We start from the raw sequence: 23,685 nt of genomic DNA on the forward strand, positions 1-23,685 counted from the left end.
ACTCACAGTCCGAGGATCGTCGAGGCAATGATGGTGCGCTGCACTTCGTTCGATCCTCCGTAGATGGAAGTCTTGCGGTAGTTCAGGTATCCGGCGATGGTGCGACGCGCCCAGTCGTCGGTCTCCCCTACCCGGGCGACGGCAGCGGGGCCCGCGATATCGACGAGCAGTTCGGTGACGGCCTGCTGCAGTTCGGTGCCGCGCAGTTTGAGGATCGACGAGACGGGATTCGGAGCGCCGCCACTCGAACTCGCCGCGACCCGCAGCTGCACCAGCTCCAGCGCCAGCAGCTCGTTGTCGAGATCGGCGATCCGGGCGGCGAAGCTCGCGTCGTCGAGGATCGTGCCGGTGCCGAGCCGGGTCCGGGCGGCGTATTCCTTCGCCAGCTCCAGGCGGACCTTGGTCTGCCCGACCGCGGCAATGCCGGTGCGTTCGTTGCCGAGCAGGAATTTGGCGTAGGCCCAGCCGTGGTTCTCCTGGCCGACCAGCTGATCGGCCGGGACGCGCACGTTCTCCAAGAAGACCTCGTTGACCTCGAAGCCGCCGTCGATCAGCTCGATCGGCCGCACCGTCACGCCGGGGGTGTCCATGGGAAACAGCAGCATCGAGATGCCTGCCTGCTTCTTGGGCGCGGTGGGGTCGGTGCGGACCAGGCAGAACATCCAGTCCGCGCTCTGGGCGGCGGTGGTCCAGGTCTTCTGCCCGTTGACCACATAGTGATCACCGTCGCGCACCGCGACGGTACGCAGCGAGGCCAGGTCGGATCCGGCGTCGGGCTCGGAAAAGCCCTGGCACCACCAGATGTCGAGGTTCGCCGTCGCGGGCAGGAATCGCGCCTTGAGCTCCGGCGAACCGAACTCGGCGAGTACCGGGCCGATCATGTTCGTGTTGAAGGTGAGTGGCTCCGGCACCGAGGCGAGCTGCATTTCGTGATGCCAGATGTGGTGCTGCACGGCCGACCAGTCCCGGCCACCCCACTCGACGGGCCAGTGGGGTACGGCCAGCCCGGCGGCGTTGAGGATGCGCTGAGTGGTGACGAAGTCGTCCTTGCTCAGCTCGTGCATGTGTCGGTTCCGCCCGCGGATGTCTGCGGGAATCTCACGGCGGAAGAAGGCGCGCAGCTCGTCGCGGAAGGCGAGCTCGTCCTCGGTGAAGGCCAGTTGCATGGTCCAGTATGTTACATAGAGTTCCCTGTGTATCAAATGGAGGTAGGGACCCGGCCATGAGCACTTCCTTCGCGACGTCCCGATCCAGCAGCATGCAGCGCGGTCGGCTCGTCACCGCCGCGCGGACAACGTTCACCGCGCACGGCTATCACGGCACCACGATGGACACCGTGAGTGCCGCCGCCGACGTCACCAAACCTGTTCTCTACCGCCACTTCTCGACCAAGAGCGAGCTCTATCTCGCGGTGATCCTGGAGTACCTGGACGACCTCGCCGGCAGGCTGCGCAACGCCCACGACGCGGCGACCTCAGACGTCGACCGGGTCCGGCATTGCGTGGGGGTTCTCTTCGATCTCGTCGAGTCCGGCCCGCACTCCACATCAGAGCTGGTTTTCGGTGCCGGTGCCGTCGGCGACCACACCGTCGAGTCCCGAATCGCCACGGCACGGGCGGAGTTCGTCGATACGCTGGCCACCCACCTGCACCCGAACGAAAATCGGCCGCAGCGGACCCGCCTCCTCGCCGCCGGACTCATCGGCGCAACCCTGACAGCGGCAGACGAATGGCACCGCCTGCGGCAACCGATATCGCGACAGACGGCGCTGGACACCCTTGCCGGGTGGTACTGCGCGGGCCTGCGCGACAGTGGCGACTAGGCCCGAAGCAGGGCAGCCTGGACGCGACTCAGCCGCTCCACGTCACCTTGGAATCCAGCCACCGCGTCGTTGTACAGGAACGCTTCCCACAGCCGGACCAGGGCATAGGCGAGGGTGGCGCGATCGATCGGCGGCTGATAGCCCTGCTCCTCGGCGCGCTCGAGCAGACCTTCCACGATCGAGACCGCCGCCGGGTGCACCACCCCGTCGCTGCGGGTGATCACGCGCAGTGCCGACGTGGATTCCTGATCGAAGTAGGTGCGCAGCGAACCGTCCTCGACCAGCCAGTGAATGGCGCTGTCGAGGATCTGCACGAGCCGCTCCCCGCCGGTGGCGGTGCTGCGCCGTTCGGCGTAGGCGACCATACGCTCGAGCTGGCGCGCCAAGGCCGCTCCGAGCAGCCCGTCCCGGGAACCGAACCACCGGTAGATACTGGTGCGGCCCAGGCCGAGTTGGGCGGCAATGGCATTCGCGTCGACTCGATTACCCGCCAGGAAGACCTGCACGGCGGCGTCCAGCACGTCGTCACGGCTCGCCGCGGCCGGGCGGCCGGGAGCTCGGGTTCCTTCGGTGCGTGCCACGCCGACAGCATAGAGCGCGTCAGGGAACGGGCTATGCGCCGTCGCTGTCATCGCGCAGAGAACGGATCATGCTCCGCAGAATCCGGAACGCGCCCGACTGCTCGGCTTCGGTCATGCCGGCCAGCATTCTGACCTCGACGGACCGGACCGCCACGCTCGCCTGCTCGAGGCTTCTCCGTCCGCGAGGTGTGAGCCGCGTGGGAAGAACCTTCCCGACGGGCGCCTCCGCGGGCCTGGTCACATAACCGTCTCGTTCTAGGGTCTGGAGCAGCACGTTCATCGTCTGCCTGGTGACGAACGCGCCCCGCGCGAGCTCGGAGTTCGACAAGCCCGGTCGCTGAGCCAGCAGCTCGAGGCAGGAGTAGTGCGTCACGCTCATCCCGAGCGGGCGCAGCACTTCCTCCATGGCGATGCGGAGCGCGCTCGACGCCTCTTTCAGCAGGTAGCCCAGTGACGTCTCCAGATCGACTCCGTCTTGACTCATGTCAGTATTCTGACATAGATTGGTTCGTGTCAGGATACTGACACGACCGCAAAGGAGTTCACCATGCCCGCCACCGGCCCCGACTTCCTCTCACTGCAAGCACGCGACCTCGGTGTTTCCCAGGCGTTTTACGAGCAATACCTCGGCCTCGTCCGCTCACCGACCGGCCCTCCGCACGCCGTAGTCTTCGACACGAAACCGATCGCGTTCGCACTCCGCGACATCGTTCCCGGCACCGATCTCGCCTCCGTGCCCCAGCCCGGCATCGGTGCCGCGATCTGGCTCCACGCCACAGACGTCCAGGCCGTTCACGATGCTCTCGCCGCCGACGGCCACACCATCGTCTCCGCACCGATCGACGGCCCCTTCGGCCGAACCTTCACCTTCGCCGACCCCGACGGCTACCACATCACTCTCCACGACCGCACCTGACGGCCGGCCGATCTCCGGCTCCCGGAGCCCTGGTTCACCCCAGGAGCTGGGTCATCCTCGTGTGACGAATCGCCCGAGCAGGGGCACCGCTTCGCCGGGATGCTTGGCGTCGAAGCCCTCGCCGAGGGCTTGCAGCTGCCAGTCTCCGTCGCCGCGAAAGACCTTCGCCATGGCCATCGCGGTGCACCGCATCCCGCCGGTCAGCGAATATCGGGCCAGTTCGGTATCGGTCGTGTTGTCCACCAGGCGACAGAACGCGTTGACGACCTTCTCGAAAGTGTGTCCCTGGTAAGAAGTCACGATGAACAGCAAGGTGGTGACGTGCGCCGGGACGCGGGTCAGGTCGACCAGGATCACCTCGTCATCGCCCTCGCCCTCACCGGTGAGGTTGTCACCCTGGTGCCGGATCGATCCGTCCTTGGACACGAGCTGCCCGTAATAGGCGACGTCGACCAGATTTCGGTCGGCGAACATCGCCACCCAGGCGTCGAGGTCGATCTCGATCGCACGGCGCCCGAACAGCCCGCCACGCCGGATCGGATCCCAGCCCAACCCCATCCGAATGAAAGTCAACGCGACGCCTCCGTCTTTGCGCAGCGTGACCCGCTGCCCTTTCGACAGGCTGACGGGTCGATTCTTCGACAGCCCGACCTCACCGGCGGAGACCGGTGGCGTCGCGCTCGGCGGTGGCGGGTAACCGGCAGACGCTGGAAGTGGCGGCGGATAGCTCTGGTCTGGTGTGGCGGGGTGGGCCGGCGGCGGAGGGTCATCGACTGTGACGCCGTGGTCGGTGGCCAAGGCGGCGAATCCCCCCGCGTAGCCCTGTCCGACCGCGCGAACCTTCCAGCTGCCTCGGCGACGGTAGAACTCGACCGCGATCACAATGGACTCGATCGTCAACCCGTCGATCCTGTACTCGTACAACCGAATACCGGTTCCGTCCGTCACGAACACCGACGGGGCCGCGATCCGTCCGAACGTCGCACTCGCGTCGTCGAGGGTGATCACCACTCGGATCTGGGCGACATCGGCCGGGACCTGATCCAGCGAAACCGCCAACCCTGAGGGTCGCCCCGGCGAGGTCGGTTGCAGGCGAACACCGGGCCCCGCCGGCTGGTTGTAAAAGACGAAGTCTGCGTCCGAGCGAACCTTGCCCTCGTCGGTGACCAGTAGCGCCGACAGGTCCGCGGCCGCATCGATCTGCACCGCGACCACGACATCGTGGACGGTCAGCGGGCTGTTCTGCCCTTTCGACAGACTCGTCGACACCGTTGCGCCTCTCACCCCCGACGAATACTTGCTTCCACTGTACGAGAAACCATTTCGCGACAAGGGGTGAAAGCTCAACGCCCACAACACCGCCGAGGCGTCGATCGATCGCGGATAGGCTACGGCCATGCATGAACTGGGGACAGGGTTCGGTTACTTGTGGAGCGGGCAGCGGTGGGTCGCGAGCCACGGTCGCTGGTTCGGCTTCGGGCTGTTGCCCGGACTGGTCACGTTGGTCCTCTACGTCGCGGTGTTCACCGGAGCGGCGTTCGGTGTCGGGGACTTCACCGCATGGATGTCGCCGTTCGCCGACGACTGGAACTCGCCGTGGCGCGGGCTGTTTCGTGGGTTGCTGGTCGTGGTGTTGTTCGGGTTCGGCGCCCTGGTCGCGGTGGTGGCGTTCACCGCGATCACGTTGGTGATCGGGCAGCCGTTCTACGAGCGGCTGTCCGAGCAGGTCGACAGGTCGGAGTCGGCGAACGGCACTGCGCCGGAGTCGGGCAACGGGTTCGGGCGGGATCTGTGGATATCGACCCGCGACAGTGTTCGTCTGCTGATCAGAGTCCTGGCCTGGGCCGTGCTGTTGTTCGTTCTCGGGTTCATCCCCGTGCTCGGCCAAACCGTCGTTCCGGTGATCGGGATCGGCGTGACCGCCTTCTTCCTCGCCCAAGAACTCACCGCGGTGGCGTGGCAGCGTCGCGGCGTCGAGCTGCGCGAACAACTGGCCGTCTTGCGCGGACGACGCATGCTCGCCTGGGGCTTCGGTGTTCCACTCGCCATTGTCTTCCTGATCCCGTTCGTGGCCGTGCTGCTGATGCCCGGCGCCGTCGCGGGTGCGACGCTCATGGTGCGCAGCCTGAGCGAGGAGAACCGAGCGGACGGTAAACCACTGGTCGGCGAAGCGATGACGACACCGCCCCGATAACCGCGCCTATCGGGCGCGACCGCAATTCGAGCAGAACAGCGCGCCTGGACCGACCTGGGAACCGCAACCTTGGCAATCGCTGCGGATGTCGAGCGCGCTGCCACAGGATGGGCAGAACCGGCCACCGTCAGTGGCCGCGGCGCAGGTGGGGCAGGCGACCCGCGCGGGAGTACCGAGGTCGTGTTGTCCTGCCCACTCCTGACGTTGAGCCGCCTGGTGGATCTGCGCGCCACGGGCGGCGGCCTGCGCTTGCGCGATCTGGTGCCCCACCTGCGGCGAACAGTTGGTGCACTGTCCGACATGGTCGTTCCAGCAGATCCGCGCACACGTCCACGAACCGCAGCCCGCGCACAGACGGAACTCGCGCGCTACCTCGTCGACGGCCTTGGCGAACGCAGCGTCCTTGGTGCTCGACGCGGAGCCGCCCCAACTGTTGGAGTAGCTGTCCGCGGCCGAAGATACCTTGTGGAGGAGAGGGATTCGGTCCCCGAGCAGATCACGCATCGAGCGCAGCACACCGCGACCCCGAGACAGGTAGTTCTGCTGGAACGCTGACCGGTGGACGGTAGTGCAGCGTTCGCAGCGGAACTCCCACTGGAAACCGTTGTCGTTGGACTGGTCGGAACAGTTGCTGGTGAAGACCACCGGTGCGGCCATGTGTGTTCGGTTCCTCTTCCGGCGCGGGAGTTTCGGCGTTCGCCGATTCCTTATCGCCGGGGGCCGCGAAGAACGCAACACAACCGCACGACGGCCGGATCAGTCCTTGACCAGCTGGGTGCCACCCGCGAACTTGTCGTGCCAGCCTTGTTTGCTCGGGCTCGAGCTCACCGTGACCGCGATGCCGATGGCCGCGATGAACCACAGCAGCCCGCCCAGCCAAGGAATCAGGTTCAGCAGCATGTAGGCGTTGCGCTTGGCCGATTCGACGAGATCGGGCTCGGCCGCGCCGCCCGCACCGTCAGCGGGTGCTGACGCAGACCACGTAGCGGCGCTGGTCGTAGACGACACCGCGGTCGCCGATCGTGCAGACGTTCACATCCGTGGTGTCATGCCGGATCTCGAGGACGCGGACCCGACCAGGGATGTCGGCGGCGCAGTCCACGTGTCTCGCCGCGTCCCCCTCCATGTCCAGGCATTCCCCGACAGTCCAGTCGATATCCAGGCAGAGGGTCTGGTCCACGCCGCCGGGCAGCGTCCGAGGTTGGGCGCGGTCGACATCGCCCGGGCAGTGTCCGCCCGCCGACGCCAATTCCGTCACCTTGTAGCGGGAGTGGATGTCGCCGCACGAGACCTGGCGAATATCGTCCGGACTCGCATTCAAATCCACACAATCGCCGGCACGCAGTTCCACCCAGGGAATCTTCGTCGCGGATTTTGTCAAAGTCGACACGACGCTGCCAGAAACATCGGTAATAGTTCCCAGCGGTTGAGTTGCCGAAACCTCGGTCGGCGAAGTTTTTTCAGCGGAGGCATTGTCGGGCTCGTCGGGCTGCTCGGCCGCGAACCCCACGACGACGGAAAGCGCCAGGTAGAACACTCCTGCCAGGGCAAACACTGCCCCCATGGACACACCGAGCAGGGCTAGGTTTCTCCGACGTGCCATCTGTGTTGTCCTACTCATCCGCTGGACATCCCCGACCGACGTCCCACTCGCCTGACAGTTCTTACACGGCACACACGAACGTGTCGAATTGTGAATATTAGTATTTTAACAATGCGAATTACTGGTCCACCGCCCAATTCGGCACGGTTCACCGACTGCCGGAAAAGGGTGCTATTGTCTGCCCGATCTCACTGGCGGACAACACGGTTCGTGCCCCGAGCAGCGGCATGCCGTTTTGCCGCGCAATCTTTCGTGATGCGTAAAGGAATTCCCTGATGAAACTCGGTTACTTCCCCGCTGCCACGCTCCTGGTCGGCGCCGCCGTCTGGATCACCGCGGGGACCGCTGCCGCGCAGCCGGTCGCACCCCCGACCCCTGAGGCCACCACATCCGGGGTCGACCAGTCCGTGCACTACGAAGCCACCCTCACCGAGTTCTCCCGGGTGCTGACCACCACCGTCGCCGGCGGCACCTTCACCACCACCGAAGACAACACCGCGGTCACCCTCGTCGCCGACTCCGGTGCCGTCGTCACCCGTATCCCGCTCACCTACCAGATCTCCGGGAAGGAGATGCGAGTGGCGCAAACGATCTCCGACAACGGCCATCATCTCGTCCTCGCCCCGCAGGCGAGCGCCACCGGCATCGGCGAGATGCAGACCATCAGCCCCATGTCCCAGCTGACCAACGAGATCAACCGCAACGTGGTCGGCGTCGTCGCAGGCGGCATCCTCGGCGGCCTCATCGGCACAGTCCTCGGTTTCGGCTTCCTCAGCATCATCACCGGCCCCGTCGGCCTGGTCCTGGGCGCCATCGCCGGCGGCTACGCCATGGGCGGCCAGCCCTTCCTCGACGCCGTCACCGCCGCCGTCAGCGGCCAGCCCTGATCTACCGACGCTCCCGGCCGCGGTATCCCGCGGCCGGGCGTTCTGACCAGCCGAGTCGTTGTGGTCGGGTACCGGTCAACGGATAGCCGGGTACTGGCCAGAGCGCCAATCGGACAGGCGTAGACGGATCGCGTCGACCATCGGGAGCGCGTCGGTGTCCTCGGGAACGAACCAGGCAACCTCGTGCGACTCATCCGACGAGCGCAGCTGACCCCCGGTCGCCTTGCCGAGCAGACAGATCGAGAACTCCTGACGCACTTCGCCGTCCTCATAGGCAAACACGTGGCGGGGGTCTGTGTAGGTGCCGACCAGCCCGACGACTGCGATATCGATCCCGGTCTCTTCCCAGGTCTCGCGGATGCCGCACCCGGCCAGCGACTCACCGAGTTCCATCTTCCCACCCGGCAGTGCCCACATGCCGTTGTCGACCCGGCGTTGCAGCAGCACGCGCCCCCGGTCGTCGACAACGACTACAGAGGCGGCAGGAACCAGCGAGTTCGCAGCTGGCGCGTTGGGATCATCTTGGTAGTCAATCCTGCCCATGTCTTCAGCCTTCCCAAATGTCGCGACCACGAGACCAGAGTTCTTCGACGTGCTCGGTGAATCGGTCGAACATGCCGTCTGGTTGCTCGCGCCGCAGGTGCATCATCGGCGAATCGTGGCCCACCCGCCGCGCGAGGATCGGCGTGACGATCATGTCGTTGTCGAACCTGAACACCGAGATGTTCACGTGCCCTGTCTCGTATCGGGCTTCGAGATTGTCGGTACCCCGGATCCTTCCCAGTTCGCCGACGGTCACCGCGATACGTGCCGACAACGTCAGCGGTACCGACTCCTCACCTTCACGGTCGCGGGTTACCCGGTGTTCCGGATCGCCAATCAGGAACCGCACGTGGCAGCCATCGGCAGCCTTGCGCTGGAGAACCCGTCCGAAATTGGCGTGCTCGAGCCACAGGAAGTAGTTGGTGTATCCGGCGAATGTGAGTTCTGTTCGAGCGTTGCTGATCAGCGACCGCCATAGCGATGCCGGAGCGGCAGACCGGTACGGGTACACCTGCACGACCTCGCGGTCCGGGCCTGATTTCACTTGCAGCCGAACCGAAGAGGGCCATAGTTCGCTCTCGCTCGCTCCGAGCAGCTCGCACACCCGCCAACGGTGCTTTGCGTGCGGAACTCGGGCAGAGTTCGATATCCACCGAGCAACTGTCTTCGCGTCGACGTCGCACGCTTCGGCTAGCTGCTGTTCGGTGAGCTTCGCCGCCGACATCGCCTGTCGTAGACCGTGGTTCATGCTCTCCACTCCACTCAGAGGGACGAACTGGTGGACGTATCGTAAACGTCCCAAACGTCCCCAGGGCGCGGTGTAAACGACCCTTTCACTGATTGACCCTTAGAGCGGAGCGAGGAGATCTCGCAAGACTGGGCCGCCCGGATGATCTGACTGATCGGTTGTCCGGGCGGAGCCCGCCACCAGGACGAGGGGGAGCCATGCCACTACCCGAACGTACACCCGAGACCAAACGCCCGTACCCGACCGATGTTGCGCCACCGACCGTGATCCGTCGGCTACTCGCAGCGCTCGACGCCTGGCCGACCAACAAGCAGACCTCATGACCGGCCCGATGAAAGCCAGGCTGGACGCACTGCGCGAACGTGCCGCGCTCCGTTCGATGATCGTCAAGCCAGCGCCGGAGGGCTGGGTGCTCGCGACCCCATTCAGGGTGGTCTGCCTCGGCACCCTGGCCAATGTCGCCGACTGGCTCGAAGCTGCCGAGCAGCGCGATCATGCGTCGCTCCCGCTTACCGCGATCGGTGAACGAGCAGACGGATGACCGCCTTCATGTGGGTTCTTGTGTTCGGCATTCCGACGGGTGCCCTGCTGGCTGCGATCTTGTGGCCACAGAGATGACTACCTACGCCACCGCCCTGAAGAGCGACCCAAACGGGGGGCGGACCGGATACTGGACGCTGCGCGTTGGTCTTCGGCTTGTTCTGGGATTGGGCACCCACAGCCGCGTCGATCATCGCAACCCGATACGGCCAGCCGTTCACGCACAGAGGCTCACAGATCAAGGGTGAGCCGAGGGAAAGTCGACAACAACTATGCATTCGCCGTCGTAACTGTCGAGGTCGTCGGCCAGCCAGCTCTCATCGGGCCGGATCTTATGAAACCTGAACGTGCCATTGGTTTCGTTGGTCGCGATGATGCATCGCAGCGGAATCGACGCGTCGAGTGCACCAGCCAGTCGCCCGACCTCCCGAGCCAGTGCGATCCCATGCCGAAGCAGGGTTCGCTGCGCCTCGACGCTGACGATCGACCCTTCGGCGTACGCAGTCTCAACGGGCACAAAGTCTTCGAGATGGAAGCTGGTATATGTACATTCCCAACCGGTTAGATCGAAAGCCTGCCCCGGCGCGTTGTCAGCGTGCGCGGGAACCGGACCCCAGCACACCACCTCGCCGCGGCATTCGATCCCACCGTCCACCCTCTTCCGCAGGCCGGCCGCCAAGCCCTCCTCTGGGTCCAGGCCGCCGAATCCGCCCCGAACACCGAGCACCCTCGTCGCTCGGTCGTTCATCATCACCGTAAGCACAACCAAAGCTATCGCTCTGACCGACGCCGACGGCACGCCGCCGAACGAAATGCTGGACGGTACCCCGTCGCACGAAGCCAGCGACGTTCCGAGTCGACTCAACAAGATTGGTAGACCACCGCTGCGCGGAGATGACGCTGTGGCCGAACTCGCGCGCTGGACCGGCAGTTCGGCCGGACATCAGTTCTCGAACTGGCCCCGGATGTGCGCGAATTCGCGTGTCGCGTCAGCTAGCGAAGCGCCCACCCATACGATCTTGCCGAAACTGTTGTCGGCCACCCACGAACACAGGGCCGTCGCGCCCTGAACGGTTTCGGCGGTGGCGCACTGGGCGATACCGCCCAACGGGCCCGCGTCGACCCTCGTCACGTCTCGGGGCGTGGTGCCGAGCGTGTCGGTCAACAGCCGGTCGAGGTTGGTCTCGGGGTTCTTCAAAGACGCGGCCACCACATGGACCATCAGCTCGGGCTGCTCGCTGGAGGCGCCGTAAGCGGCGACCACCGAGTCGACGTCCGCACCGTAGGTGCTCTTGACAGTCGCGGCCTCGCGCTGAATTTCGGGACCGGTGAGGCGCGGAAGACCCTGCAGGGCATCAGGTTCGGTCAACCGTACCGAATCGCTCTCGATACCGAACAGCGGTTTCAGGTGCTGGAGGCCACCGCCGGCCAACGTCAACCCGATCACCGCGCCGACCGCGCTCGCGATGACGATCCACCGATTCCGGCGGACCCAGGAGCGTTGATCGGGTGTCGTTCGGTCGGTGGTGTCCATGGACGTCCCTTCATGACGACGGCACCCAGACCATAACTGCCCGAGCGGAATTCAGATCATGCTTACCGAACTACTATCGGTTCGGCGACCTACCGCCACCACGATCGCCGCGAATATCGACGCCCGATGGCATGGCCCCCGCTCAAAGCGAGCGCCGGCGAATGGACCTGGTGGATTCGACCGTGGTAGGAGAGTTGTCATGTCCTCGTCATCGTCCGTTCTCCGGAGAACCGGCTCACCTGTACCCGATGTGAGCGCGGCGGGGCGGTGTCAGGGGCTGTGACCGATGTTGACGCCGATTCGACCGAGCAGACTCGTCTCACCACCGCCACGCGAACCAACCACGGGTTGGGGTACCGCTTCGATCTGGACGGGTTGCGGGGTCTCGCGATCGCGTTGGTCGTCGTCTTCCATGTGTGGTTCGGTCGTGTTTCCGGTGGTGTAGACGTCTTCCTGGTGCTTTCGGGGTTCTTCTTCACGGGCTTGCTGCTGCGTCGGGCGGAGTCGCCGGAGCCGTTCTGGGCTTGGTCGGTCGTGCGCCGCACTCTGCGTCGGCTCGGCCCGGCCATGACGGTCGTGCTGGCGGCGGTCGTCGTCGCGACGGTGGTATTGCTGCCGTACACGCAATGGTCGACAGCGGCAGCGCAGGTTCTGTCTTCGCTGTTCTACTACCAGAACTGGCAGCTCGCCCTGACCTGGTCGGACTACCTGGCCGCCGATCCTTCGGTCAGTCCGCTGCAACATCTGTGGTCGATGTCGGTGCAGGGGCAGTTCTATCTGGCCGCGCTGCTGACGGTCGCGGTTATCGCCTGGTTGTGCGCGCGGCTCTCACGACCTGGTCGGATTCGCGCGACCACCGGCGCTGTCGTGGTCGCGGTGTCGGTGGTTTCGTTCGTCTACGCCGCCGACGGCGTCGCCACGAACCAGGGCTGGAACTACTACGACAGCTTCGCCCGTGGGTGGGAGTTGTTGGTCGGCGCCGGGCTCGCCGTCGTCGCGCCGACTCTGATGTTGTGGCGACAGGTGCGCGTCGCGCTCTCGGTGTTCGGTGTTCTCGCTGTCGTGCTGTGCGGGTGGCTCATCATCGACGGCGCCAACCGGTTCCCCGGCCCCGCGGCCCTGCTCCCTGTCTGCGCGACGGCTGCGGTGATCCTCTCGGCGACCCAGTTGCGGGTCGCCGACTGGCCGTTGCCGAACCGGCTACTGGCGCATGCGGCCATGCGGTGGCTCGGCGATATCGCCTATCCCCTGTACCTGTGGCACTGGCCGATCCTGATCTTCTTCCTCACCGAACGCGGGAACACCCACGCCGGTCTTGTGGGCGGCACCGGGGTGATCGGGCTGTCTGTTGTGCTGGCCTGGATGACACACCGCTGGATCGAACAGCCACTGCGGCAACGCACTTCACCCGCGGACAGTACCGGTGCCGGGGACGCACGATCGCGGCATCTGGTCGCGTCTGCGGTCGCGGTGTTGCTGGTGGCGACCATCACCGTCACCGCCGGTTGGCAGTTCGCAGTGGTCCAGGTCAAGCCACCGGTCGCGGCCGGGGAGCTCGACCCGGCAAGGTACCCGGGTGCGGAGGCGCTGGCCTCCGGCGCCGCGACACCCGACGAGCCGATGCGACCCACCGTCTTCGCCGCGCCCACCGAAGTCCCCCCGCCCACGGCGGACGGATGTATCGCCGACTGGGACACCCGCGACGTCGTCACCTGTACCTACGGCGACCCGGATGCCGATCGGACACTGGCACTCGTCGGGAGCTCCCATGCCGAACACTGGCTGCCCGCGCTCCAGGTGCTCGCCACCGAACACTCGTTCCGTATCCAGGTGTACTTGAAGATGGGCTGCCCGCTCACGCTCGCCGACGACGCCACCTACAAGGGCGAGCCCATCCCGGATTGCCGGGACTGGTCCGCCGAAGTGATCGACCGCCTCGACGCCGACCGCCCCGACTGGGTGTTCACCACCGGTACCCGGCCCCGCGACGAGGGCGGCGACGAGACGCCCGCCGACTATCTCCACGTCTGGGCGGCACTGTCGGACCGCGGTCTCAACGTGGTCGCCATCCGCGACACCCCCTGGCTGCGGCGCGGAACGATCCGATACAAAGCCACCGATTGCTTGGCCGGCGGCGGGAACCGAACCAGCTGCGGCATGCGCCGCGAGGACGCGCTCGATCCGGTCAACCCAGGACTGGAACCTGCCTCGGCTTTTCCCAGCGTCTTCCCGATCGACCTGACGGACGCGGTCTGTGAACCCACGCTCTGCGCGGTGGCCGAAGGCAACATCCTGATCTATCACGACGAACACCATCTGACCGCGAGCTACTCCCGGTCGCTGGCCGGACCACTCGGACGGGAGTTGCAACCGATCCTCGGGTGGTGGTGAGGCACGCCCCCGATCCGGCTGTCCCACCTCACCGTTGACCGGCCGTGGGGGCGATACGGTGCAGATTCAGAGGCGATCGAGAGGAGAACTACCGGTGACACGTGGAGGCAAGCGTCGCAGTGCCGGTCTCAGCGTGCTCGCGGTGTTCGTCCTCGCCCTCGGATATCGCGCCACGGATCTGTCGGTACCGGCCGAGACGGTCGCCGCGGAAGCCGTGGCGATTCCGCAATCCCCGATGCGCATCAGCTACGGGAGCTCACCGGAGACATTCGGCGACCTCTATCTGCCGCCGGCATCGAACACGCGGCTGCCCGTGGTGGTGCTGATCCACGGCGGCGGATGGGCGCAGAACCGTACCCTCGCACAATTCGACGCCCATGCCCGTGCGCTGGCAGGCGACGGCGTCGCCGTGTGGAACATCGAGTACCGCCGAGTGAACGGCGGCGGCGGATGGCCGGTCACACTCACCGATGTCGACGACGCCGTCGACGCGCTGGCGAACCTCGTCGCACCACGCCTCGGTAACCTGCTCGACCTGCAGCGGGTTCACCTCGCCGGGCACTCGGCCGGCGGCCACCTCGCCGCGTGGACCGCCGGACACCGAGCAGGCGAACCACCGAGACATCCCGCGATTCGCATCCGCAGCCTCACCCTGATGGCCGCGGTACTCGACTTGGATCTGGCCGTCACCGAGAGCCAGGATTCGTTCGTCCCGAAGCTCCTCGGCGGTACGCCGGCGGAGGTACCCGACCGCTACCGCAACGCCTCCCCCATTCACCGCCTCCCGGCGAACGACACTCGCATCACCGCATTACACGGCGAGAACGACCGAGTTGTGGCGCCGCTACAAAGCCACCGCTACGTCGAAGCTGTCACCCGCGCCGGCGGCATGGCCGACCTACGAATCCTGCGCGGTACCGGACACGGTGAATTCGCCGACGCCGAGTCTTCCGCGTGGAACACAGCGCGCGACACCATCATCGGCTACGTCGGCACCAGCAACTGACGCTCCACTCGCACGACCTCCGGCACACCGTGGTGCTGACCACGTCACTCGAAGTAGACCGCATAGTCGCCGAAAGGGACCTGGCCGGTCGGGCTCGCCTTGATGGCGTCGGCGACCTGCGGGGGTATGGGAGCCCAGTGGGCCGGCATCTCGGCCGCCAGGGCCGGGTTCAGGATGTAGATCAGCGCGAAGTTCACAATCCACAGCGGCGGGGCCATCGACATGCCGACCTCGGAGCTCACTCCGCCCTTGGTGTTGGTCACCAGCTGAGCCGCGCCCGAAATCTGTTGTGCCGCGAAGCCGTAGGCAGCTTGCACTGTGTAGGCCGACCGGTAGAGCGCGACCAGAGTGCGAAACGCACCGTTTTCCCGCAGCCAGGTGCCGACGTAACCGCCGGGCGCGAGCAAGGTGTTCACCTGTCTGGTCGGCGCGTCCACGTTGGCCGGGCTCTCCAACAACCCGCCGGGGTTCACGTACAGTCCGTAGCCGGCCAGCACCGACGGCGTGCTCTGTCCGTTCACCTCGGAATAGAGAGGGCGGCCGACCGTATTGGTGAGGATCTCGACGCAGGCGACGATCACCTCGGCCGCCTCGCGGCTGCCGCCGACGCCGCCGCCGGTGCTGAGGTCACGATACTGCTGCTCGGTCAGCGCGTCGGCTCTGTCGAGACCCACCTGACCGGCGATCGTGTCGGCCAAGGCCTGACCGAGCGGCTGGTTGAGCTGGTCCGGACTCGTCAGCAGCGGTGGTGCGACGTGTTCGTAGGCGGGCGCACCGGCGAAGGGGATCGCGAATCCGGTGTCGGAGGTGTTTGCTATAGGTTGCCCGGAGACGGCCTGGGTAGCCGTCAAGGAGAGCAGGCACGCACCGATCAGTGCCAGAACCGAGATGACTCCGCGGCGGGCGGACGATCCGCGCCGATGCCCCGGCCTCGCCATCCGCGTGTTGCCCATCGTCGACCTCTCAGAGCACTGTCGTAGGAGGTGGAACCCATTTTCAAATCAGTCAAAGCCGTGCCCGGCACCCCTGTCAAGCCCCGCGCCACGTCGCGAAGAAGACGCGCGCGTCCCCCTGACCGGATCGACGGACCGGCTCACCCACTCGCGGCGATATGCCTTTGCGGATAAATTGCCGTCGAGACTTCTACTCGAGGGGAGCAGCAGCGTCTGTGTCCGGATCGCGCTGAGCGCGCTGCCGTCCGACCGAAACAATATCGGCGATGGAATCCGCGGCGGGCGGTGGCAAAAGGCGCTCGACCAGCATTATTCACGTCGCTGGCGCGCAGCCCTTCACAGAAGTTGAACATCGGTACTGTGCGTGCATGAAGCAGGAGCCATCCGGTTACGAACTCTATTTGTCGCGCACCGCCCCTGCGCGGCGCTGGGACGATCGAGACAGGGCGCTGCACAACGATTCCCGGATTGTCGACCGCTCGACTGCGGCGTTTCGAGAGGCCTACTACGCCGAGGACTCCCGGCGAGCGCGGCGAGCACAAGAGGAATTCGACGCGCGGAGTTGGGAATTCGTCATCGATCCGGCGATCGACGCGTGGGCGCGAGCATGGGTCGTCGGCGCACCGGCGGCCTTGCAGCTACGCCGGTCGACGTTTCCGGACTGGGCCGATCTGCTCGGTTTCCGCACCCCCGACTTCGAGATCGAATCGGCACTGGAAACGCTGATCAACCGTGCGGCGGCCGGCGGTCTGGTGCGCTCTCCCCACCCGGGCGTTCTCGCTACGGCCTACTCCAGTCGTCATCCGTACACCGAACTCACCGACGGAGTGGGCTACGGCTTCTATCCGGCGGACACCGAAGAGCTGATCGTCCACGGGTCGGCCGCAGTGCGATACGAGGACTTCGACAGCAGACCCGAACACGGTCCGGGTGCCGTCGTTGCCGCGATCCGAATGGTGATGGACACCTTCCGACAGCCTCGGTCTGGGCATATGCAGCCGGGGAGGTATTGGCAGCCCCCAGGTTGACGATGTCGGGGCAAACGATCCGCTCGTAACACCCGATCTCGACGACTGCCGGTCAGCTTGTCCCGGTTCGGCTGGAGGCGGCGGTGAGGCTGTGGACGAGCAGGTCGATGACGGCTCGCTTGCCCGCGTCGTCGCGCCGATGGGTGAGGAGGCCTTCGATGACGAAGGTTCCGATGGCGGTCATGGCGGCGAGGTCGGCCTCGGCGGCGCCTGCCCTGCGGAGGTCGTCGGCGAACAGGGCGTCAGCCAGCTGATGGAACCCGGCGTGCCAGGTGTCGATGACGGGAGAGACCGGGGCGCGGGTGTGCACGGTGTTGACGAGCCCGTGTAGCCGTTCCAGCTGGTCGACCACCCACAGCAGCCGGTCGTTCAGCGGCAGGCCGTCGACCGACGCGTAGGTGGCGAGCGCTTCGGCCAGGACGCGATCCAGGACAGCGATGAGCAGCTCGTCCTTGTCCTGGAAATACCAGTAGATCGTATTGACGGCGACTCCTGCGCTGCCGGCGATCCGTGCCGTGGACGCCGACTCGAAGCCGTCGTCGATGAACAGCCGTTGCGCGGCGACGATGATCTCCTCGCGCTTCTCCTCGCGGTTCTGCGGGCGTCGATTCCGGGGCACCCCATCATCTTATCTTGAGTGGTGCTCAAGAAAACGCTACGCTTCTTGAGCACCACTCAAGAACCGAGAGATGAGGTGGGTTTCCCTTGGACACCGACAGTGTGGCCGCCGAACTGCGAGAGCTGAACACCGACGGCCTGCTTGCCCTTTTCACCACTCTGGAAGCCCCCACGATCAGCGAGCTCAACGGCGAGTACGCCGCCTGGCTGCTGGCCCAGCCGAACCTGTTCGCCGAGGTGACCGGAAAGGTGGCCGTGGCCAACCCGCTCGGTCCGTGGCTGTGCAAGGCATTCCGGCCCGTCGACGAGAACGGCGGGCGCGGCTACAACACTTTCGGTGAGTTCGGCCGGGTCCGGCAGCGCTACCCGATGCGCACACTGCTGGCCCCGTCCCGCTACGACGGCGCTCCGGCCTACACGCTCATCTATCGCGCCTACACCTCGATGTGCGGGTCGCTCCATATGGTGGACGAGGTGCGGCGTGCCGCGCCCGGCGTCTACCTGGGCATGGGCACCTGGGGATTCACCGACGCCCAGCGCCGCGTGCCCCGCCCGTTCGTGCTGACCGGCCCGGTCGGCCCCTACCGCGGCGACATCGGCAATGCCCGCCGTGACTTCACACCCGGTCCCCGCGAGCTGCCCGGCCCACCCGCCTGAACACCGCCCACCTGTCGGCCCCCATCCGAAACGAAGGACCCATGACCACCTCCCCCCGCACCGCCCTGATCACCGGCGCGTCGGCCGGCATCGGCGCGACGTTTGCCCACCATCTGGCCGCAAGCGGCTACCAGCTGCTGCTCGTCGCCCGCCGAGCCGACCGGCTTCAGGAGCTCGCCACGCAGCTGACCGAACGCCACGATGTGCGCTGCGAAGTGTTCGCCGCCGATCTCACCGACCCCGCCGCACCCGCCGCGATCCTGGACTACGCCGCCCAGCAGGGCTTGGACGTCGACGTCCTGATCAACAACGCGGGCCTGTCGGGCAAGACCGCGTTCGCCGACACCCCATGGAACGCCCTGGCCGGGGAGATCCAGCTGATGGTGACCGCCCCGACCGAACTCGCTCGCCTGGTCATCCCTGGCATGAAGGAACGCCGCTGGGGCCGCATCATCAACCTGTCCTCGGTCGCGGCGTTCGCCCCGCCGGGAGCCGGTCTGCTCTACACCGGCATCAAGTCCTACGTCCTCAACACCTCACAAGCCCTCGACATGGAACTCAAGCCCCACGGCATCCATGTCACCGCGCTGTGCCCCGGCTTCACCCGCACCGAATTCCACGACGTCATGGGCACTCGCGACGCAGCCGACCACCTGCCCCGGATCCTCTGGCAGCAGCCCGAAGCCGTCGTCGCCGAAGGCTGGGCCGCGGTGATGAAAGGCAAACCCGTGTGCATCCCGGGCATCGTCAACAAGATCTCCGCCGCCGCCATGAAGCCCCTGCCCATCCGCCTGGGCTACCTCGCAGGAAAGACACTCAACCCGTTCAAGAACAGCTGAGCCTCATGCATCGAATTTGCATCGTTAGGTGCGTAGGCTGAAGGTTGTCCAACTCAGATTTCAGCTCGGCCGGGCAGCCTCGTGGGTTGTGGGGTGCGAGCGACACGATCGAGAGCGAGGGTGACCCCAATGTTCAACTTCACTGCTAGGCACGCCGCGGCCCTATTGGTAGGTGCGGGTGCGGTTTCACTGTCGGCTCTGGCCGGCGGCCCGACAGCGAATGCCGCGCCGGTCGCGGCCTGTCCGGCTCCCGGCGCTACTGCTACCCAGGCAGGCGAGGAGGGTGCGTCCTGCGCCGCGGAAAGCGAGGCCATGGGGGCGGCCGCGGCGTACGGACTCGGCGGCAACGCCGACGCCGACGCCGCGCCGACCAGCCTGTCGCTCGCGATCGCGGCGAACGGCGGCGAGGCTGCCTCCGCCTCGCAGTACCTGTCCGGACCGGCCGCGATCGCGGTGGGGCCAGGTGCCATTGCGGCCGTCACCGGCGTGCGACCGGGACTGTCCATCGGCATCGCCGGTCCCGGAGCCACGGTGACTGTCACCGGGACCTCGACGCCCACCTGCACGGGCGGGCCCGGATTCGCGGGTGACTTCCAGACCCTGCAGGGATGCGTGTCGATGGGCTGATGCCCTCGATCCGGCAAGACCCGACCAGGATCTTGCATTCCACCTGGTCGGCGGCGGGCTCGCCCGGGCGGGTCGTTCGGCGGTATTCACCGAAAGATGCAGCAGGACAGGCAACTCCAGGCAGTGCGGTGTGCTCGATGGAGAAGGTGCTTCCCGCTCCAGCGGGAAGCACCTCACCTCGGTCGAGCGCGATCAGGGGGCGAGCACGATGGTCTTCCCGGTCAGACGGCCGGCGCCCGCGTCCGCGTGCACCTCGGCCAGCTCCGCGACCGGGCGACGGTCGGCAATGTGGAGGTGGAGCTTGCCGGCGTCCACCTTGGCGACCAGCTCGCCCAGTTGGGCCCCGTCACTACGGACCCACAGACTCTCACTGCGGACCCCGCGGGCGGTGTCCTCGGGAATCGGGCCCGCCGAGCTTACGGCGATCCCGCCGTCGGCGACATAGTTCGTCAACTGTGCGAGTTCCTCGGGGGAAACGCGCACATGATTCACCACGACCTGGAACGGACCACCCACCGCGTCCGGACCGTCGGCGAGGCTGAGCGGGCCTTCGACCCGGACTGCGCCGTAGCCGCCGAGTCGGTCCGCGTGCTCCGGCGCGTCCACCGCGGTCACCTGCGCTCCCGCATCGACAGCGAGCTGCACCACCAGGCTGCCCACCGCACCCGCCGCCCCGTTGACCAGCACCGTCTGACCCGGCTTCAGCTCGGCGAGCTCGAACGCCAGCTGCCAGGCCGCGAGGCCGGTCAGCGGCAGCGCCGCGGCGTCGGCCAACTCGATCGTCCGCGGTGCCGCGGTGAGGGACTCGGCGGGAACCAGCGCGAATTCGGCTGCGCCGCCCGCGGAGTCGAGGGGCAACATCGCCACGACCCGGTCGCCGATCGCCAGGCCTGTCACGTCCGCGCCGAGTTCGACGACGGTGCCCGCCAGGTCGATGCCCGGCACATACGGCAGCACGATCGGGAGCATCTGCGCCAGATGCCCCGCGCGGATGTGATCGTCGACCGGGTTGAACGAGGTGGCGACGACCTGCACGAGTACCTGCCCGGGCGCGGGGACCGGACGTTCGACGTCGTCGTAGCGCAGGACTTCGCTGGTGCCGAACTCGTGAAAACGGATGGCCTTCATGGAACTGTCCTCCAGAGTGTGCGATCTCGTCGCCGCGGGGATGAGGCGATCGAGCGGGAAGGGAAAGTCGAACCGGCTCAGGTCAGTTGGACCGAGCGGATGGAGTTGCCCATGACCAGGCGGTCGATGGCGCTCACCGCGCTGGCGGGGTCCGCAGCGGCACCGACGGTCAGCAGCAGCGGAACGAAGTGTTCGGCCGTCGGGTGGGCGACCGCGACACCGGGCGCCTTCGTGCGGTAGTCAGCCAGAGCATCGACGTCGCCGCGGGCGAGAGCATCGACTGCCCATTCATCGAAAGCTGTTGTCTCGGTGGCGAGCTCTGGACGGCGGAAGACGGCGAAGCTATGTGTCATGAAGCCCGAGCCGAGCACGAGGATGCCTTCTTCCCGTAGCGACCGCAGGCGTGCGCCGAGTTCGAGGAGCGCGCGGGGATCGAGGCTGGGCATCGAGAGCTGGACGACCGGGACATCAGCAGCGGGGTACATGGCCATGAGCGGGATGAAGGCGCCGTGGTCCAGGCCGCGGTCGGCGAATTCGTGCACGGGTGCTGGGCCCAGCAGACCGGTGAGTCGGCGGGCGAGGCCGGTGGCGTCCGGGGTCGCGTAGGGAAGGGTCTTGTAGTGGGGGTCGAAGCCGCTGAAGTCGTAGTAGAGCGGAGTGCCTGCCACGGCCGCGGTGACCGCGGCCGGTGCTTGTTCCCAGTGGGCCGAAACAACAACGATGCCACGGGGTTTGGGCATCGACTGGGCCCAGGCGAAGAGGTCGCCGAGCCACTGCGGATCGTCGAGGGTGAACGGGGCACCGTGGCTGACGAACAGGCTCGGCAGCGGCCCGTGGGCCTCACTCCACAGGGGTTGTTCGCGCGCCTGTGGCATGACACGGGCGAGGAGGTCCGTGTAGGCGGCAGCAGGCTCGCCCGAAGCTCGGCCGTTCGCGGAGAAGCGGCGGCTTGTTGTCATCAATATCAGCTCCTTAAGTTGCCCTGGAAAGTATTTTCACTTGCCTGGGCAAGTAATAACGTAGCGCACAATGACTTGCCCAGGCAAGTACATGTTTCCTGGGCAAGTACGATGAGCGCATGAACACCCCGTCACCCTGGCTCGATGAGGACCAGCAGGAGCTGTGGCAGGCGCTCCTCACGGTCGTCACCGCCCTCCCCGCAGCGCTCGACCGTCAGCTACAACGCGACGCGGGCATCTCCAACTTCGAGTACGGGGTGCTGGCCAGGCTGTCGATGGCCGACGACGACACGATGCGCCTGAGCGACCTCGCCCGGGTCTGCGACAGCACCCAGCCCCGGCTGTCGAAAGCCATGGACCGCTTCGAAGCCCGCGACTGGGTCACCCGCCGACCCGATCCCAGCGACGGCCGATACACCTTCGCCACCCTCACCGACGGCGGCCGCCGCAAGCTCGCCGACAGCGCCCCGGAGCATGTGGCGCAGGTGAAGCGGCTCGTGTTCGATCCACTGACCGCCGCTCAGCGCCGCAACCTCGGGACCGCGCTCACCCGCATCGCCGCCACCGTGCGCGGGGAACTCGAACAGGACTGAACCGCCTCAGTCCCCCATCCCGCAAAACCCGATGGGACGACCGGCCCCAACCCGACACCGGTCCTTCGGACGAGCCACAACCCGGACCACCCGACAGGCCGAACCCCACACCCGCCTCCGCTATTGCCGTCGGCCCCGGCCGCTGCGCCGGGTTTGATGCGCTCCCCCGCCTGCCACACCCAGCATGGCCACGACGACCTCGTGTGAAGTTCGGCGAGAATGACTCATATGCACATTGACGACCTCGCCGCACTCGTGGAGCGCACGACGCCGCGGCTGGGCTCGACCAAGTTGGTCGCCGTGGACGGCCCCGGCGGTGCGGGGAAGTCCACCCTTGCCGCGCAGCTCGCCGCCGCGTGCACCGCGACACTGCTCCATACTGACGATTTCGCGTCTTGGGACAATCAATTCGATTGGTGGCCTCAGCTCGAGCAGCAGGTCTTGTCGCCGATCGCTCTTGGACGAGCCGGCAGGTACCAGCGCTACGACTGGGACACCAAGACTCTGGCGGAATGGCGTGACGTCGCCCCGCCTGCTGTCCTGATCCTCGAAGGTGTATCGGCCGGCCGTGCCAGTGTGCGCGAACGATTGTCGCTATTGGTCTGGGTTCAGACCCCGCCCGCAGTGAGACTCGCCAGAGGGCTCGATCGCGATGGAGACGGTGCGCTATCGCAGTGGCAACGTTGGATGGCCGAAGAGGACGTGCACTTCGCCGCCGACCGAACACAACAACACGCTGATGTCATCATCAGCGGACAGGCAATTCACCTACCTGAACCGTCGCAGGTTGAAGACCGCTTCCTTCCTCGAGGACGATGATCACCATGTCCAGGCGAGTCCGGAAAGTCCGCTGCCGCAGTGAAGACCGCCGAGCAGCTCGGGGTCGAACAGGTGCGTCGGGAGAACAGAGAACGCCTCTCGGCAGGCGTCCAGGTGAGGTCGAGGGCGTGCTCAGCTACCTGTAGGCGGCTGGCCGGAGCGCGCTTCGCGAACTGCTCGACGCTTGAGCAGCGCGCACCGCAGCAGGTACACGGGGCTGGGTGGCAGCCAGCCGAGTTGCTTGGCCATACCGAGGTCGTCGCGATTGGCCCAGTGTTCGATGATCTTGCCCGCACGCAGGCGGAACCAGTGCGATTCGGTCATCGCGAAGGATTTGCCGGTGGGTGCGAACGCATTCTCCACCGCACCGGATTCGGTGTAGAAGACGAACGGTCCGATCTGGCGGCCGTGCATCGTCGCGTAGACGGTCACCAGATCGTCTTCGACTGTCGCGGAATGTATGTCGTAGGACATGTCGGCGAACGCGTCGCGCAGCCACTCGGCCAGCGCGTAGAGCCCCTCGGGGCCGTTGCCGCGGGCCCAGGGCGGTGCCGCTCTGCGTTCGTGGCTGAATCCGTCGGGGTGGGTGACTTCGGCGAGGTCAGCGATGCTGCCGTCCACCATGAGGTGGATGCCGTGGATCGCCACGGACTTCGGGTCGCTGGTCACTGCGGTGGGGTTGATGGTGTTCATGACGGC

The 23,685-nt window shown here is 66.4% G+C and carries 29 protein-coding genes; 13 read left to right on the plus strand and 16 right to left on the minus strand.

Annotated elements, in window-relative coordinates; all coding sequences use genetic code 11:
* Positions 1 to 2: 2 nt before the first annotated feature.
* Positions 3 to 1,166: an acyl-CoA dehydrogenase family protein gene (locus tag ACFULV_RS23555; RefSeq protein WP_378660110.1), complete on the minus strand. Its 1,164-nt coding sequence runs from the start codon at positions 1,164 to 1,166 to the stop codon at positions 3 to 5.
* A gap of 56 nt (positions 1,167 to 1,222) precedes the next feature.
* Between ACFULV_RS23555 and ACFULV_RS23560 the strand changes: the two genes are divergently transcribed.
* Positions 1,223 to 1,822, plus strand: a complete 600-nt coding sequence (locus ACFULV_RS23560) for a TetR/AcrR family transcriptional regulator (RefSeq protein ID WP_378660113.1) — start codon at positions 1,223 to 1,225, stop codon at positions 1,820 to 1,822.
* Here the strand turns inward: ACFULV_RS23560 and ACFULV_RS23565 are convergent.
* Positions 1,819 to 2,403 (minus strand): QsdR family transcriptional regulator, encoded by a 585-nt coding sequence (locus ACFULV_RS23565; protein ID WP_378630628.1) that lies wholly within the window; start codon positions 2,401 to 2,403, stop codon positions 1,819 to 1,821. The genes ACFULV_RS23560 and ACFULV_RS23565 overlap by 4 nt on opposite strands.
* A gap of 31 nt (positions 2,404 to 2,434) precedes the next feature.
* Positions 2,435 to 2,887 (minus strand): MarR family winged helix-turn-helix transcriptional regulator, encoded by a 453-nt coding sequence (locus ACFULV_RS23570; protein WP_378630626.1) that lies wholly within the window; start codon positions 2,885 to 2,887, stop codon positions 2,435 to 2,437.
* Between the two features lie 63 nt (positions 2,888 to 2,950).
* Here ACFULV_RS23570 and ACFULV_RS23575 point away from each other — a divergent pair, with 63 nt between their 5' ends.
* The gene (locus ACFULV_RS23575; protein ID WP_378630624.1) at positions 2,951 to 3,319 is read left to right on the plus strand and encodes a VOC family protein; all 369 of its coding nucleotides are present in this window, start codon (positions 2,951 to 2,953) and stop codon (positions 3,317 to 3,319) included.
* A 51-nt stretch (positions 3,320 to 3,370) separates the two neighbouring features.
* Here the strand turns inward: ACFULV_RS23575 and ACFULV_RS23580 are convergent, their stop codons facing one another.
* Entirely contained in the window at positions 3,371 to 4,588 is a 1,218-nt protein-coding gene (locus ACFULV_RS23580; RefSeq protein WP_378660115.1) for a TerD family protein, read from the minus strand.
* Between the two features lie 127 nt (positions 4,589 to 4,715).
* On the opposite strand from ACFULV_RS23580, the gene ACFULV_RS23585 reads away from it, so the two are divergent.
* Positions 4,716 to 5,513 (plus strand): EI24 domain-containing protein, encoded by a 798-nt coding sequence (locus tag ACFULV_RS23585; protein ID WP_378660117.1) that lies wholly within the window; start codon positions 4,716 to 4,718, stop codon positions 5,511 to 5,513.
* A gap of 6 nt (positions 5,514 to 5,519) precedes the next feature.
* Here ACFULV_RS23585 and ACFULV_RS23590 read toward each other — a convergent pair whose 3' ends face one another.
* The 3 genes from ACFULV_RS23590 to ACFULV_RS23600 form a co-directional block, all read right to left on the minus strand.
* Complete coding sequence (locus ACFULV_RS23590) at positions 5,520 to 6,170, minus strand: zinc ribbon domain-containing protein (RefSeq protein ID WP_378660120.1); 651 nt, start codon at positions 6,168 to 6,170, stop codon at positions 5,520 to 5,522.
* Between the two features lie 99 nt (positions 6,171 to 6,269).
* On the minus strand, positions 6,270 to 6,521 hold the full coding sequence (locus ACFULV_RS23595; RefSeq protein ID WP_378660123.1) for an RDD family protein: 252 nt from the start codon (positions 6,519 to 6,521) through the stop codon (positions 6,270 to 6,272).
* On the minus strand, positions 6,472 to 7,077 hold the full coding sequence (locus ACFULV_RS23600; protein ID WP_378660124.1) for a hypothetical protein: 606 nt from the start codon (positions 7,075 to 7,077) through the stop codon (positions 6,472 to 6,474). Before ACFULV_RS23600 ends, ACFULV_RS23595 begins: the two co-directional genes overlap by 50 nt.
* Before the next feature lie 314 nt (positions 7,078 to 7,391).
* Here ACFULV_RS23600 and ACFULV_RS23605 point away from each other — a divergent pair, with 314 nt between their 5' ends.
* Positions 7,392 to 8,003 carry a hypothetical protein gene (locus ACFULV_RS23605; protein WP_378660127.1) on the plus strand — a complete coding sequence of 204 codons (612 nt, stop codon included), beginning with the start codon at positions 7,392 to 7,394 and terminating at the stop codon, positions 8,001 to 8,003.
* Positions 8,004 to 8,078: 75 nt separating this feature from the next.
* Here ACFULV_RS23605 and ACFULV_RS23610 read toward each other — a convergent pair whose 3' ends face one another.
* Both ACFULV_RS23610 and ACFULV_RS23615 read right to left on the minus strand, forming a co-directional pair.
* Positions 8,079 to 8,546 carry an NUDIX hydrolase gene (locus ACFULV_RS23610; RefSeq protein ID WP_378660374.1) on the minus strand — a complete coding sequence of 156 codons (468 nt, stop codon included), beginning with the start codon at positions 8,544 to 8,546 and terminating at the stop codon, positions 8,079 to 8,081.
* A 4-nt stretch (positions 8,547 to 8,550) separates the two neighbouring features.
* On the minus strand, positions 8,551 to 9,270 hold the full coding sequence (locus tag ACFULV_RS23615) for a hypothetical protein (protein WP_378660128.1): 720 nt from the start codon (positions 9,268 to 9,270) through the stop codon (positions 8,551 to 8,553).
* A 343-nt stretch (positions 9,271 to 9,613) separates the two neighbouring features.
* Here ACFULV_RS23615 and ACFULV_RS23620 point away from each other — a divergent pair, with 343 nt between their 5' ends.
* The gene (locus ACFULV_RS23620; RefSeq protein ID WP_378660131.1) at positions 9,614 to 9,835 is read left to right on the plus strand and encodes a hypothetical protein; all 222 of its coding nucleotides are present in this window, start codon (positions 9,614 to 9,616) and stop codon (positions 9,833 to 9,835) included.
* 237 nt (positions 9,836 to 10,072) lie between these two features.
* Here ACFULV_RS23620 and ACFULV_RS23625 read toward each other — a convergent pair whose 3' ends face one another.
* Together ACFULV_RS23625 and ACFULV_RS23630 are read right to left on the minus strand one after the other, a co-directional pair.
* Positions 10,073 to 10,585, minus strand: coding sequence for a hypothetical protein (locus tag ACFULV_RS23625; protein WP_378660134.1), 513 nt, complete (start codon positions 10,583 to 10,585; stop codon positions 10,073 to 10,075).
* Positions 10,586 to 10,777: 192 nt separating this feature from the next.
* The gene (locus ACFULV_RS23630) at positions 10,778 to 11,368 is read right to left on the minus strand and encodes a hypothetical protein (RefSeq protein WP_378660137.1); all 591 of its coding nucleotides are present in this window, start codon (positions 11,366 to 11,368) and stop codon (positions 10,778 to 10,780) included.
* A gap of 279 nt (positions 11,369 to 11,647) precedes the next feature.
* On the opposite strand from ACFULV_RS23630, the gene ACFULV_RS23635 reads away from it, so the two are divergent.
* Positions 11,648 to 13,759, plus strand: a complete 2,112-nt coding sequence (locus ACFULV_RS23635) for an acyltransferase family protein (protein WP_378660140.1) — start codon at positions 11,648 to 11,650, stop codon at positions 13,757 to 13,759.
* Positions 13,760 to 13,853: 94 nt separating this feature from the next.
* Positions 13,854 to 14,765 (plus strand): alpha/beta hydrolase family protein, encoded by a 912-nt coding sequence (locus tag ACFULV_RS23640; RefSeq protein WP_378660142.1) that lies wholly within the window; start codon positions 13,854 to 13,856, stop codon positions 14,763 to 14,765.
* Between the two features lie 44 nt (positions 14,766 to 14,809).
* Here ACFULV_RS23640 and ACFULV_RS23645 read toward each other — a convergent pair whose 3' ends face one another.
* Positions 14,810 to 15,718, minus strand: coding sequence for a hypothetical protein (locus tag ACFULV_RS23645; RefSeq protein ID WP_378660145.1), 909 nt, complete (start codon positions 15,716 to 15,718; stop codon positions 14,810 to 14,812).
* A gap of 368 nt (positions 15,719 to 16,086) precedes the next feature.
* Between ACFULV_RS23645 and ACFULV_RS23650 the strand changes: the two genes are divergently transcribed.
* Complete coding sequence (locus ACFULV_RS23650; protein ID WP_378660148.1) at positions 16,087 to 16,746, plus strand: hypothetical protein; 660 nt, start codon at positions 16,087 to 16,089, stop codon at positions 16,744 to 16,746.
* A 52-nt stretch (positions 16,747 to 16,798) separates the two neighbouring features.
* Here the strand turns inward: ACFULV_RS23650 and ACFULV_RS23655 are convergent, their stop codons facing one another.
* Complete coding sequence (locus ACFULV_RS23655; protein WP_378660151.1) at positions 16,799 to 17,365, minus strand: TetR/AcrR family transcriptional regulator; 567 nt, start codon at positions 17,363 to 17,365, stop codon at positions 16,799 to 16,801.
* Between the two features lie 86 nt (positions 17,366 to 17,451).
* On the opposite strand from ACFULV_RS23655, the gene ACFULV_RS23660 reads away from it, so the two are divergent.
* The 3 genes from ACFULV_RS23660 (at position 17,452) to ACFULV_RS23670 (ending at position 19,487) form a co-directional block, all read left to right on the plus strand.
* Positions 17,452 to 18,021: a hypothetical protein gene (locus ACFULV_RS23660; RefSeq protein WP_378660154.1), complete on the plus strand. Its 570-nt coding sequence runs from the start codon at positions 17,452 to 17,454 to the stop codon at positions 18,019 to 18,021.
* Positions 18,022 to 18,062: 41 nt separating this feature from the next.
* Positions 18,063 to 18,860, plus strand: a complete 798-nt coding sequence (locus tag ACFULV_RS23665) for an SDR family NAD(P)-dependent oxidoreductase (protein ID WP_378660157.1) — start codon at positions 18,063 to 18,065, stop codon at positions 18,858 to 18,860.
* A 129-nt stretch (positions 18,861 to 18,989) separates the two neighbouring features.
* Positions 18,990 to 19,487 carry a DUF6764 family protein gene (locus ACFULV_RS23670; protein WP_378660160.1) on the plus strand — a complete coding sequence of 166 codons (498 nt, stop codon included), beginning with the start codon at positions 18,990 to 18,992 and terminating at the stop codon, positions 19,485 to 19,487.
* Between the two features lie 192 nt (positions 19,488 to 19,679).
* Here ACFULV_RS23670 and ACFULV_RS23675 read toward each other — a convergent pair whose 3' ends face one another.
* Positions 19,680 to 20,615: an NADP-dependent oxidoreductase gene (locus tag ACFULV_RS23675; protein ID WP_378660163.1), complete on the minus strand. Its 936-nt coding sequence runs from the start codon at positions 20,613 to 20,615 to the stop codon at positions 19,680 to 19,682.
* Between the two features lie 77 nt (positions 20,616 to 20,692).
* Positions 20,693 to 21,574 carry a dioxygenase gene (locus ACFULV_RS23680; protein WP_378660166.1) on the minus strand — a complete coding sequence of 294 codons (882 nt, stop codon included), beginning with the start codon at positions 21,572 to 21,574 and terminating at the stop codon, positions 20,693 to 20,695.
* A gap of 119 nt (positions 21,575 to 21,693) precedes the next feature.
* On the opposite strand from ACFULV_RS23680, the gene ACFULV_RS23685 reads away from it, so the two are divergent.
* Complete coding sequence (locus ACFULV_RS23685) at positions 21,694 to 22,167, plus strand: MarR family winged helix-turn-helix transcriptional regulator (protein ID WP_378660169.1); 474 nt, start codon at positions 21,694 to 21,696, stop codon at positions 22,165 to 22,167.
* 228 nt (positions 22,168 to 22,395) lie between these two features.
* Positions 22,396 to 22,986: a uridine kinase gene (locus ACFULV_RS23690; protein ID WP_378660172.1), complete on the plus strand. Its 591-nt coding sequence runs from the start codon at positions 22,396 to 22,398 to the stop codon at positions 22,984 to 22,986.
* A 132-nt stretch (positions 22,987 to 23,118) separates the two neighbouring features.
* Here the strand turns inward: ACFULV_RS23690 and ACFULV_RS23695 are convergent, their stop codons facing one another.
* The gene (locus tag ACFULV_RS23695; protein ID WP_378660174.1) at positions 23,119 to 23,679 is read right to left on the minus strand and encodes an ester cyclase; all 561 of its coding nucleotides are present in this window, start codon (positions 23,677 to 23,679) and stop codon (positions 23,119 to 23,121) included.
* Positions 23,680 to 23,685: the final 6 nt, after the last annotated feature.

The sequence above is a fragment of the Nocardia sp. NPDC057272 genome, assembly GCF_042668615.1.
In the GTDB taxonomy this organism is placed as follows: domain Bacteria; phylum Actinomycetota; class Actinomycetes; order Mycobacteriales; family Mycobacteriaceae; genus Nocardia.